Origin of the sequence: Pseudanabaenaceae cyanobacterium SKYG29 (assembly GCA_025055675.1) — a bacterium.
Taxonomy (GTDB): domain Bacteria; phylum Cyanobacteriota; class Cyanobacteriia; order Pseudanabaenales; family Pseudanabaenaceae; genus M5B4.
In genome coordinates this window covers 919,545-931,222 of the sequence record JANWWT010000001.1, presented here as the reverse complement: position 1 = coordinate 931,222, position 11,678 = coordinate 919,545, and the positions used below count along the sequence as shown (strand labels likewise).

Below are 11,678 nucleotides of genomic sequence, written 5' to 3'. Positions count from 1 at the left end.
ATATGAGTTCACGGCGTGATTTCATCCTTGGTGCTTTGGCTCTGACAACTCTGTACGGTTGCGCCCAGCGACCTCCGGCCGAGACAATATCGATTAATGGGGCAGGGGCAACCTTACCCGCTCCTCTCTACCTGAAGTGGTTTCAGGAGTATAACCGTCTGTTTCCCAATGTGCAAGTGAGCTATCAACCGATTGGCAGTGTGGCAGGGGTCAAACAGTTTCAAGCCCAGACAGTAGATTTTGGCGCTAGTGATGTGGGCATGACCCCAGAGGAAATGCAGCAAGTGGCACGGGGGGTGGTGATGTTGCCAGTCACGATCGGCAGTATTGTCCTTGCCTACAATTTGCCTGGGATTGTGGAGTTGAAACTATCGCGGGCAACCTATGTGGATTTATTTTTAGGCAAGATTAAACGGTGGAATGATCCCCTGATCCGGCAGGATAACCCAGACTTGTCGTTGCCTGACCAGGAGGTGTTTGTGATTCGCCGCTCGGATGCCAGTGGCACAACGGGGATTTTTACGCAACACTTGAGCGCTATTAGTCAGGAATGGCGGGATACAGTAGGTAGTGGGACAGCAGTACAGTGGGTGGAAGGCACGATCGGCAGTCGGGGTAATGAGGGGGTCACAGCCCAAGTAGCACAGCAGGTAGGAGCGATTGGTTACCTGGAATTGACCTATGCTAAGCAAAACAGACTACCCATGGCGCGGTTGCAAAACAAGGCGGGCAATTATGTGATGGCGAATACAGCTACAGTGCGGGAGGCTATCAGCACCCTACAGTTACCAGAAAATTTACTGGGGTTTGTGCCAGACCCAGAGGGAGCAAATGCCTATCCGATCGTGACCTATTCCTGGCTGTTACTGTACAAGAGTTATAGCAATCCTGCCCAGAGTCGTGCCCTCAGGGAAGTAGTCAACTGGTGTATTACCGAGGGACAAAAATTTGCTGAGGAGTTGGGGTTTGTGCCTCTCAGTCCCGAGTTAGTGCCCAGAGTACAAGCGGCTTTAGCCCAGGTAAGCTGATGAAGTTGTGGACAAAAATTTGTGCCTTCGGGATTGTCATTCTGTTGGGGGGGGTGGTCATCCAACTGCTGTGGTCGGGACGGAGCGCGATGTGGCACTACGGCTGGCAGTTCCTTCTCCAGTCTGCTTGGAATCCTGTTAGGGGGGAGTTTGGTATCCTGCCCCGCCTCTATGGCACGATCGTTACTTCTCTCCTAGCATTGGTAATGGCTGCTCCCGTTGGTTTAGCTACAGCTCTTTGGCTCTCCGTTGCTCCCTCTGGTTGGTTGGGGGCTGTTATTAACAGCGGTATTGAATTGTTGGCAGCAATTCCCAGTGTGGTGTATGGACTGTGGGGCATTTTTGTATTGATTCCCTGGTTAACTCCCCACCTGCAGTGGCTACACCGCCATGGGGGCTGGTTGCCTTTTTTTGCCACTCCTTTCCCTGGACGCAGCTTACTAGTGGCAGCTTTGGTGTTGGCGGTGATGATTTTACCAACGATTGTTGCCCTCAGTCGAGTAGCTATTAGCAATGTGCCTGGGGAATTAATCTGGGGGGCGCTGGCGTTGGGGGCTACTCCCTGGGAAGTTCTCCTCGCTGTGGCTCTGCCCTACAGTCGGTCGGGCATTATAGCTGCTATTTTGCTGGCTCTAGGACGGGCACTGGGGGAAACCATGGCAGTGACAATGTTGATTGGTAATAGCAATACCCTCTCTCTGTCTTGGCTAGCGCCAGCAGACACGATCGCCTCTCTCCTTGCTAACAACTTTGCCGAAGCGGGGGAGCAGGAAATCCCTGCCCTGATGTATGCCGCGCTGGTGCTCCTGGTACTTTCCTTGGCTGTCAACCTGAGTGGCGAGTTAATTTTGGGCAATGGCAGTCTCGATAGGAATCAGGCGGACTAACTGCAACAGGTAGATACCCACCCCCCAAATCAAAAACACGATCGCGGCTAGGAGTAGAGTGTCAGGCTGAGTTATGACATTGATTAGTATGAACAACATCCCCAATTCCCAGGGGGGCAGACCAAAGGTGGACTGGGGGGGAATACTCCCAGGGACAATCACTAAAAATAGCCAACTTGCCAGGAGGGGGCTAAGCAGAAAACTAGCGCCTAACAGCCAGGTCAGCACATGAGCTTGGCTATCACTCACCTCCAGTGACCACCACAAAAACGTCCCCAAAACTAAACAACCCAGCCCCGCTAAAATTCCTGTTGCCTGGGGTAACAAAATACCCATCATCTGCAGACTGTCCCGAGTTGCCACTTGCCGCGCAAAGGGATAGCGTTGACTCAACACCTCGGACATTTCCCCTTGATTAGCCGCCATCTCCAGCAAAATGAGTGGTAATGTCACTTCCTCCCTGGGATTGGCTAACTGCAACCAAGTAACTCCCCCCTCCTGTAACTTCACCAAAAGTAAGCGCTGGAACCGATCGAGATTAAAGCGATAACAACTGTTGATGATGCCAGCAAACTCGATCGTCAACTCTTTGCCCACTACCTCCACCCGCCAATTCCCCACACCAGCCAAACCGATCGTAGTAAACAAAACTGCCAGGGGTGCGCGCCAACCCAGGGGAATGTCTGCTAAAGACCAGACCAGCCAACCCCACACCACCGTCAACAGCCGACTTACCCGCACAGGATAGTGGAAAACAGGATCGGGGGTAATAATATCCCTAGCTCTCTCCCAAGTAATACCCGATCGGGGCAGAGCAATCCCTAAACCCAATAAGCCCCCCCCGATCACTAGCCAAAATACCTGTAACCATAGGGGGTCAAGCTGACAGACAGCCAACACCAGCCCCAAGGTCAACCCTAGCAAGCCCAGGGGCAATAGGCGATCGGTAAAAAAATGGCACCAAAATAAATTCCCCCACCTGCTAGCCAGTAAACCCACTCCGCAGGGGACAAACCACAGCCACCAGGGCAGGGCACTAGAGGTCAGCAAAAAAATCAAAACAGCAGTAGTAATGACATTCCCAGCCATGAGCCTAAGGCGGCGGGAGAGGGCGGACATCCTAGACGGGAATTACTTCAGGGCGAGCAAAAATCATCTTACCTGCCGAGGTTTGTAGAGCACTGGTGACTACCACATCCAACTGCTTGCCCACATAACCCCGACCGTCTTCTACTACTACCATCGTGCCATCTTCCAAGTAGCCTACACCCTGACTAGCTTCCTTGCCTTCACGAATGATTTTCAAATGCAGACTATCCCCTGGCAGATAGCTAGGACGCAGACACTGGGCAAGGTCGTTGATATTGAGGACATTCACCTGGTGCAGACAAGCCACCTTGTTGAGATTAAAGTCAGTAGTAATCAAAGTGGCATTCAACTCCTGCGCCAACCGCACCAATTTAGCATCCACCGTGGGGATTTCCTCATAATTGGCAGGGTGAATCACCACCCGATCGCGATACATCGCCCGCAGATTGTTGAGAATGTCCAAGCCCCTGCGTCCCCGCAACCGCTTCTGGTCATTGGCACTGTCAGCAATTGTCTGCAGCTCTTGAATAACAAACTGGGGTACCAACAATTGTCCTTCCAAGAAACCTGTGCTGACTAAGCCCTCAATTCTGCCATCAATTACACAGCTAGTGTCTAGGATTTTACTGGTTGCGGACTTAAGGGTACCTTCCGCCAGCAGTGTACTTTCCAGACTCCCAGGATTGATCAGGCGTAGTAACGATCGTCCATGGGCATCGGAGAGCGTCATGCCTGTATAGGCAAAGACAATGCTCACCAAGATTGCCGCTAGGGGCTTAAAGAACTCAAACCCTTCAGGAATCGGTACTAGGAAAAGAGGGGCTAGCATCAAATTAGCCAGCAGTAGACCCACGACCAAGCCAATGGCACGGCTAATCAACACATCGACGGGCATTGCGCGGATTTCTGCCTCCAGGCGGCGGTAACCAGTCTGGGTAAACAGCCCTACCACAAGACCGATAAAGGAACCAAAGCCCAGGGCTACCCAGCGCAACCCCTGCACATTGACATCCACCAGTAACTGCCAGGGCAACAGGTCCACGCCATGAAAGCCCGTCCCTGCTCCTGCCAAAATAAAGGAAACGATAATGACTGTATCAATCATAAATATCAGCGGCTAACCGCAACTATGGATAAGTTTAGCCTAAATGATAAACAACTAGATTACCCCAGGATTCACTCTTTTTCAAGAAACTTTACGCGCCCAAGCAGTTAACTTTAGTGGTACAGTAAGCCCATAGAGCTAACCAATCCTTGTATGGTTTTTACCACCGATGAACGGGCTGACTACGAGTTTAGGATTGAGCATTCCCCTGCCTATGCCAGTCTGATAGTTAACCTCAAAGCCAACCAGAAAATCATTGTGGAAGCGGGGGCAATGGCGGCAATGGACCAACACATCAAGCTGCAATCTAAGCTGCGGGGCGGGCTGGGGCGGAGCCTAATGCGTATGGTGGCAGGGGAGTCCCTCTTCCTCAGCGAGTTTACGGCTCAACAGCGGGCAGGGCAGTTGTACATTTCCCCTGGCGTACCTGGTGATATTCAACACTACTACCTTGAACCTGGTAGAGCTTTATTCATGCAATCAGCGGGCTTTGTCGCCTGTGCTCCCACTGTAGAATTACAGACGAAGTTCCAGGGCTTAGCCAAGGGTTTTTTTAGTGGCGAATCCTTCTTTCTGGTGAAAGCCGTAGGGCAAGGAGACATCTGGTTTAGTTCCTACGGTGCCATTGTAGAAATTCCCATCGAAGGTGGCTATATCATTGACACAGGTTATATCGTTGCCTTTGAAGATACCCTAGACTACAGGGTAGAGGTGCTAGGGGGTTTATCTCTACGCGGTCTGGGTGTTGCTATTTTCGGGGGAGAAGGTCTAGTCTGTCGCTTTCGTGGGCAGGGACGCGCCTGGATTCAGTCCCGTGAACTGTCTAACTTGATTAATTTCCTCAATCCCTACCGCCCCAAGCGCAATGACTAAAACTAAATTAGTATCGTATACTTAGATTTCCCGCTTTCCCAAATAGATCATGGCCATAAAAAAACAATTCAGCAGCTTTGCGGAACTACTACAATCTTCTCCCCTACCAATTTTGGTGGATTTTTATGCTCCCTGGTGTGGGCCCTGTCAGTTAATGGCACCAATTTTGGAAAAGGTGGGGGCACAGGTGCGCGACAAGGTACAAATTGTTAAAATTAATACCGACCAATACCCAGATATTGCCTCCCAATACCATGTGCGAGCACTGCCTACTTTTATTATTTTCAGAGATGGCAAACCGATCGAGCGTTTTGAAGGGGCAATGACTGCTGACCAACTCCTCGACAAGCTAAAAAGATTGTAAGGATTAGGGGGAAGGGGGGCAACCTGGTCAACAATAGAGCCAGTGTTAGGTGAGTAGGCATGAGCAAGCAGAGTTTTGGCTTAATTGGGCTAGCGGTGATGGGGGAAAATCTCGCCCTCAACATTGAGCGCAACGGCTTCCCTATCGCTGTCTATAACCGTAGTCGGGAGAAAACCGATACCTTCCTAGCTACCCGCGCCCAGGGAAAAAATGTCAAACCCACCTACTCATTGCAGGAACTGGTAGATAGTCTGGAACGCCCCCGCAAAATTCTAATTATGGTGAAGGCTGGTGCTCCTGTCGATGCTGTTATCAATGAATTAAAACCGCTGTTAGAGCCAGGGGATATTTTGATTGATGGGGGTAATTCTCTCTATACAGATACTGACCGCCGCACAGCGGAACTAGAGGCAGCTGGATTGCAATTTATTGGCATGGGAGTCAGTGGCGGGGAAGAAGGTGCCCTCAACGGTCCCAGTTTGATGCCTGGAGGACAAAAAACTGCCTATGAAGCAATCGCACCGATCGTGACGAAAATAGCTGCCCAAGTGGATGACGGTCCCTGTGTCACCTACATTGGTCCAGGGAGTGCCGGTCATTACGTAAAGATGGTGCACAATGGCATTGAGTACGGGGACATGCAACTGATTGCCGAAGCCTATGACCTACTAAAGACGGGTTTGGGCATGGGAGCAAGTGAACTCCACGATACTTTTGCTGCCTGGAACCAAACGGAGCTATCTTCTTTCTTGATTGAAATTACAGCGGACATCTTTACTAAAATGGATGAAGATGGGACACCGCTGGTGGAAAAAATATTAGACAAAGCCGGACAAAAAGGCACAGGCAAATGGACAGTAGAGAGTGCTTTTGATTTGGGTGTGCCTATTCCTACAATGATTGCGGCGGTGACAGCGCGGGTGATTTCTTCCTACAAAGAAGACAGAGTTGCTGCTAGTAAGGTTCTCACTTCTTACACCACAGGCAAATACACAGGCGATCGGCAGGAATTTATCAATGCTGTTCGGGATGCTCTATACTGTTCTAAAATTTGCTCCTATGCTCAAGGGATGGCACTGTTAGCTACTGCTTCGCGGGAGATGCACTATAACTTCAATCTCAGTGAAATTGCCCGCATTTGGAAGGGTGGTTGTATCATTCGGGCAGGCTTTTTGAATTTGATTAAGGAGGCATTCCAACGTAATCCCAATCTGCCCAATTTGCTCCTAGATGAACACTTTAAGGATTCTATTTTGAGTAAGGAAAAAGCTTGGCGGCAGGTAGTGATGACGGCTGCCCAAATTGGTATTCCCGTGCCTGCTTTTAGCGCCTCTTTGGATTACTTTGACAGCTATCGCCGCGATCGGTTACCACAAAACCTCACCCAAGCCCAGCGGGATTACTTTGGTGCTCACACCTACGAACGTATCGATCGAGAGGGTGTCTTCCATACGGAGTGGACGAAAAAATAACGGACTTTCTCTGTCGTCCTGCTTCTGTCGTTGCCCCTGAACTGTTAGGGTGGCGTTTAGGGCGGGCAATCGGGGGTGAAATCTACTACGGCACGATCGTGGAGGTGGAAGCTTATGAGGCTAACGACCCCGCTTGTCATGGCTACCAAAAAAAGACGGAACGAAATCAAGCTATCTTTGGTGTTCCTGGTTCTGTCTATGTTTATCTTATTTACGGCATTTATCACTGCTTGAATATCGTCACTGACCAAGAGGGTATCTGCAGTGCGGTTTTGGTGCGCGCGATCGCACTCGATCGGATTCCCCCCTGGTGCCAAGATGACAAACCCCATCGCGTGGGGGCCGGGCCCGGAAAACTCTGCCGTGCCCTAAAGATCGATCGTGCCTTGGACGGTGTTTTGCTGCATCCTGACCATCATCTCTGGTTGGAACCACCGATAAAACAGGTAGAGATAGAAACGATCGTGCAAACTACTCGCATTGGCATCACAAAGGGAGTAGACATCCCTTGGCGCTGGTATATTGCCAACCACAGGTCAGTTAGTAAGAAATAATTTCCCCTAGCTCAATCTAAGATTAATAAACATAGCAGCTAGGAAAGTCATCTGTCCTGCTAGCAAGAAAAGATAAATAATAGCTCGTCTGCGAAAGAGAGTTAACAATAAGCCAATAGCCTTCAGATCAATCATGGGGCCAAATACCAAAAATGCCAATAGAGAACCTGTCGTAAATGTAGAAGCAAAAGACAGAGCAAAGAAAGCATCTACCGTGGAACAGATAGACACTACACCTGCCAAAGTCATCATTGCCACGATGGAACTGACAGGACCCTGACCCAGCTCCAAGATTATCTCCCTGGGCACGATTACTTGAATTATGGCAGCTAGAGCACTGCCCAATACCAAAACTCCCCCCAGTTCTCGCAGTTCTCCTACTGTGTTATCCCAAAACAAAGCCCACCTGTTCTGTCTTCTCCTCACACCCCAGTCCGTCAGTGCCAAAGGCTGTGATTCCCCTAAAAAATAAGTGCCACTCAAACCATCAGGAGCAGGAATGAATAGGGACCGGCTGACCGCAGGATGTAAAAACGGACGCAAATCCTGTTGCACACTGAAAATCCAGGCGATGGCAGTAGCAATGCCAAAAGACAGACCGACTCGCCATAGTACTACCTCTGGTTGGTCACGGAAAGCTGTCCACGTTGCCCAGATTACCACAGGATTGAGGGTAGGAGCAGCCAACAAAAAAGCAATGCAGACAGAGGGAGGAATTCCTTGCATAATTAACCGCCTAGCTACAGGCACATTGCCGCACTCGCAGACAGGAAAGAGAAAACCAATTAAACTGCCAACGATCGCGCCCCACAGAGGATGTTTGGGTAGGATACGAGTTAACTTCCCTTCATCAATAAATAACAAGAGGGTGCTAGACAATAACACCCCCAGGAGTAAAAAAGGGAAAGACTCCACCAATAGACTTAAAAACAGGGTGAAGGCACTCTGCCACACAGCAAAGTTCATGATTGACCAGACCAAAAGTTGCCCCTATGACACAACAGCATCAAATTTGATACCTTCCTTGCCCCAGCGCATAATCGGATGGAACCAGTGGGGACGCATTAAAATCACCGTATCGATCACATGAATCACCCCATTATCTGCGACAATATCCGCCGCAATCACAGTAGCATTATTTACCTCAAACTCATCCTCTGTGATGTAAAGATCGATCGGTGTGCCCTCTAGGGAAGGGATAGACTCTCGCCCCCGCAAATCATTTTTTGTATATCTACCTGCAGCCACATGATAGGTGAGAATACGACTAAGCTGGGGAATGTTTTGCACTAGAGTTGTGATAGTACCAGGGGGCAATTTTTCAAAGGCTTTATTGATGGGCGCAAATACAGTAAAGGGACCCGGACTATTAAGAGCATCTACTAAGTTAGCTGCCGAAACTGCCGTAACTAGGGTACTAAAATCAGGGTTACCAACCGCAATATCCACGATCGTTGCCATTTCCTTTCTCCTAACGATAATCTTGGGATTGCACTGCTAATAATCTTGCCGCCTTGTCCATGCCATACTTAGGATTAGCAAAGCGATTCAATTGTCCCTGGAAATAGTAGCGATTTGCCCACAAGTGCCGAGGATTGGGGTCGTCCAGGGGATAGAGAAATGCTGCCCGCCCTGCCTGAATTACTGCTGAGGTTACATTATACATCGATCGCTGAAAGCTAACTCCCAATTGAATTAGCATATCATCAGCACCACGGCAGAATTTTTGATAGTAATCCACCAGGTATTTAGGTAGGAAGTGATACATATCCTGGTGTAGAAGTGTAGGGGGAATCCCAGCAGAGGCAACAGGGAATTTATCGGCATATAAAATGCCATAGTGGAAATCATTTTGATCATCAGGGACTTCCCTCGCTTGGGCATTGTAGGACTTCGTTCCTCGGAAAGGAGAAGTGCGATAGAACACTGCTTCTACATAGGGAAAGGCAGCTTCATAGAGCCAGGTAAATCCCTTTGATTTGGGCACAATATCATACCATTCACCCCTGATATAGACACGATGATAAATAGGACGACCAGCAATAGCAAAAATACCATTGACCAGGAAATTCATAGCATCAGGTACGCCCTTAAATCCACCCTCATCGTAAATATCGGACATCTCCAAAAATACAGGGCACATTACTTCCCAGAATAGCCCTAAAACTGAATACATAGTCGCCTGGCGACATTGCTCTATAAACATATCTGGGAACAACTTATATAGCCCCAGCATAATCGGATTGTCGCGGAAATAAGCCCTAATCGCCCGATCGGCATTCTGTTTGTATTCCTCCGAGTCCATGTAGGGTTCCAGTAATCCCCCCATGTTGCGATGCCAGAACATTGCCCGCATACACTCTTCCGCAAATTCCATGTTGATGCGATCGTGATAGAGGTGATGGAAGAGTTTAGGGATTCTGGCTTTTAATTCCCCCTTGTCCATAAACTCTAGTAGTTCCTGGTGCGCTGTCGCATAGCCCCGCCAGATACGCAGATCAGCATTGTCGCCTGCGTAGTGATTAGCCAATTCCAAATATTCCTTGGGCAGAAAGTACTTAAAAGCAGGTAGAGGATCGAGGAAAACCCTTTCCGCAATGTAGAGTAAATCCCGCCAGTAGAAATCCATGGGGATAGCATAGGCTTTGTACAGGCCAATAATTTGCATCAGGTTTTCTTCTGTGTCGGGCAACATCGATCCTCCCCGCTCCAAGCGATGAATAATGTCGGCAAAGGGATGATTAGCAGGGGGTAGCTTAGTTACAGGTTCAATTAAAGTGCTAGGCATGGTTTTCCTCCTTATTGTAAAAAATTAGTAACCTCTGCCAACTTAACAGTGGGCATTTCCTGACTGATTTGGGCTGCTGTAGTTTCACTCCAAGTTACTAACCACTTTGGTTGGACACCTAAAAAGACAATCAGAAACGCTAAAACGAAAGCTGGTATTCTTTCGCTGCCCAAAACTTTGGGATAGTAAGCTGTCTTGTTATCTAACTTGCCAAAACAGGTGCGGTTCAGGAGGATGACGAAATAAACAGCTGTTAAACCCGTGCCTAAAATTGCTAGTAAAGTCGGTAAAGGAAACTTGCTGAAACTGCCTTGAAAGACAAGAAATTCCGCAATGAAGCCCATCATGCCAGGAATGCCAGCACTTGCCATACCCCCCAGAATCAGGAGAGCACTGACGGTAGGAAAACCCCGCAGCGGATTTAACAAACCATTCAATACGTCTAACTCTCTTGTCCCCACTTTCTTCTCAATTATGCCCACTAAGTTAAACAAAAGGGACAAAATCAAACCATGGCTGACCATCTGAGCAATACCACCTACCAGACTCAAAGGCGTTGTCGCTGCTGCTGCTAGTAGCACATAACTCATGTGCCCGATCGAACTGTAGGCAACCATCCTCTTGATGTCCTTCTGGGCGATCGCTGTAACCGCACCGTACAAGATACCTAAACCTGCCCATAGGGCGATCCAGGGAGATAACAACGACCAGGCATCAGGAAACAGACCGACGCAAAACCGAAAGAGACCATAGGTGCCCAGCTTAGCCACCACGCCCCCCAACATCATTACCACAGGGGTAGCAGATTCCACATAGCTGTCAGGTAGCCAGGTGTGAAAAGGCACAAACGGAGCTTTGATCGCAAAACCAACTAACAAAAACAGCAGTAGAATAATCTGGGTAGAAAGAGGCAGAGATAGGGATTGCAAGTCTTGATAGTCAAATACAGGTTCAGGACTTGGCGCTATCCAAGCTAGAGCCAGAAATCCTGCCAGAATTAGAATGCCTGATACCGCTGTAAAAATCAAAAACTTAATGGCAGCATAATTCTTTTGCTTGCCGCCCCAAATTGCTATGACAAGATAGAGAGGAACCAACTCCAGCTCGTAGAAGAGAGAGAATAATAGAGTGTTCAAAGACAAGATAGCACCGCTAATGCCAGCGTGAATCAAAAGAATTAATGTGTAGAATAACCGCGATCGTTCTTTTACCTCCCGATCGAAACAGAGCACTAGCCAGGTCAACAGCCCATTGAGCACTACTAGGGGCAAAGATAGACCGTCCATGCCCAGGGTGTAATTCAAACCTATGTTCGCCAACCAGGGCAGATTTTCACTGAACTGGAACCCACCATCCCCCAGATTAAACTGCCTGAGGAGTAATATATCCAAAAACAGGACGATCGAGCTGACGATAATAGCACTCACTCTTGCCCATTTGACCTGGCACAAACCAGTAATGAGAGCACCAATTGTTGGCAGCCAAATTAGAGCGCTTAACACACCTGTCCCTCCCTAA

At 48.9% G+C, this 11,678-nt stretch carries 12 protein-coding genes; 6 read left to right on the top strand and 6 right to left on the bottom strand.

Annotated features, from left to right (window positions below; genetic code table 11):
- The first annotated feature begins 2 nt into the window (after positions 1-2).
- Together pstS and pstC are read left to right on the top strand one after the other, a co-directional pair.
- On the top strand, positions 3-1,028 hold the full coding sequence (gene pstS / locus NZM01_04410) for a phosphate ABC transporter substrate-binding protein PstS (GenBank protein MCS6959271.1): 1,026 nt from the start codon (positions 3-5) through the stop codon (positions 1,026-1,028).
- Positions 1,028-1,915 (top strand): phosphate ABC transporter permease subunit PstC, encoded by an 888-nt coding sequence (gene pstC, locus NZM01_04405; GenBank protein MCS6959270.1) that lies wholly within the window; start codon positions 1,028-1,030, stop codon positions 1,913-1,915. Before pstS ends, pstC begins: the two co-directional genes overlap by 1 nt.
- Here the strand turns inward: pstC and NZM01_04400 are convergent.
- On the bottom strand, positions 1,871-3,034 hold the full coding sequence (locus NZM01_04400) for a hypothetical protein (protein MCS6959269.1): 1,164 nt from the start codon (positions 3,032-3,034) through the stop codon (positions 1,871-1,873). The two genes, pstC and NZM01_04400, sit on opposite strands and share 45 nt — an antisense overlap.
- 1 nt (position 3,035) lies before the next feature.
- The gene (locus NZM01_04395) at positions 3,036-4,109 is read right to left on the bottom strand and encodes a PIN/TRAM domain-containing protein (protein ID MCS6959268.1); all 1,074 of its coding nucleotides are present in this window, start codon (positions 4,107-4,109) and stop codon (positions 3,036-3,038) included.
- Positions 4,110-4,262: 153 nt separating this feature from the next.
- Here NZM01_04395 and NZM01_04390 point away from each other — a divergent pair, with 153 nt between their 5' ends.
- Genes NZM01_04390 through NZM01_04375 form a run of 4 tightly spaced genes read left to right on the top strand, consistent with a single transcriptional unit; the run spans position 4,263 to position 7,372 of the window.
- Positions 4,263-4,982, top strand: coding sequence for a TIGR00266 family protein (locus NZM01_04390; GenBank protein MCS6959267.1), 720 nt, complete (start codon positions 4,263-4,265; stop codon positions 4,980-4,982).
- A 49-nt stretch (positions 4,983-5,031) separates the two neighbouring features.
- Positions 5,032-5,346: a thioredoxin gene (gene trxA / locus NZM01_04385; GenBank protein ID MCS6959266.1), complete on the top strand. Its 315-nt coding sequence runs from the start codon at positions 5,032-5,034 to the stop codon at positions 5,344-5,346.
- Positions 5,347-5,405: 59 nt separating this feature from the next.
- On the top strand, positions 5,406-6,818 hold the full coding sequence (gene gnd, locus NZM01_04380; protein MCS6959265.1) for a decarboxylating NADP(+)-dependent phosphogluconate dehydrogenase: 1,413 nt from the start codon (positions 5,406-5,408) through the stop codon (positions 6,816-6,818).
- Positions 6,803-7,372: a DNA-3-methyladenine glycosylase gene (locus NZM01_04375; GenBank protein ID MCS6959264.1), complete on the top strand. Its 570-nt coding sequence runs from the start codon at positions 6,803-6,805 to the stop codon at positions 7,370-7,372. The genes gnd and NZM01_04375 overlap by 16 nt, the downstream gene beginning before the upstream one ends.
- 6 nt (positions 7,373-7,378) lie before the next feature.
- Here NZM01_04375 and NZM01_04370 read toward each other — a convergent pair whose 3' ends face one another.
- From NZM01_04370 to NZM01_04355, 4 genes are read right to left on the bottom strand one after another with little or no spacing between them, the layout of a single operon-like run.
- Complete coding sequence (locus tag NZM01_04370; GenBank protein ID MCS6959263.1) at positions 7,379-8,338, bottom strand: permease; 960 nt, start codon at positions 8,336-8,338, stop codon at positions 7,379-7,381.
- Between the two features lie 24 nt (positions 8,339-8,362).
- Positions 8,363-8,833, bottom strand: coding sequence for a fasciclin domain-containing protein (locus NZM01_04365; GenBank protein ID MCS6959262.1), 471 nt, complete (start codon positions 8,831-8,833; stop codon positions 8,363-8,365).
- A gap of 10 nt (positions 8,834-8,843) precedes the next feature.
- A complete protein-coding gene (locus NZM01_04360) occupies positions 8,844-10,160 on the bottom strand; it encodes a CO2 hydration protein (protein MCS6959261.1) in 1,317 nt (438 codons plus the stop codon).
- Between the two features lie 11 nt (positions 10,161-10,171).
- On the bottom strand, positions 10,172-11,662 hold the full coding sequence (locus NZM01_04355) for an NADH-quinone oxidoreductase subunit M (GenBank protein ID MCS6959260.1): 1,491 nt from the start codon (positions 11,660-11,662) through the stop codon (positions 10,172-10,174).
- Between the last annotated feature and the right edge of the window lie 16 nt (positions 11,663-11,678).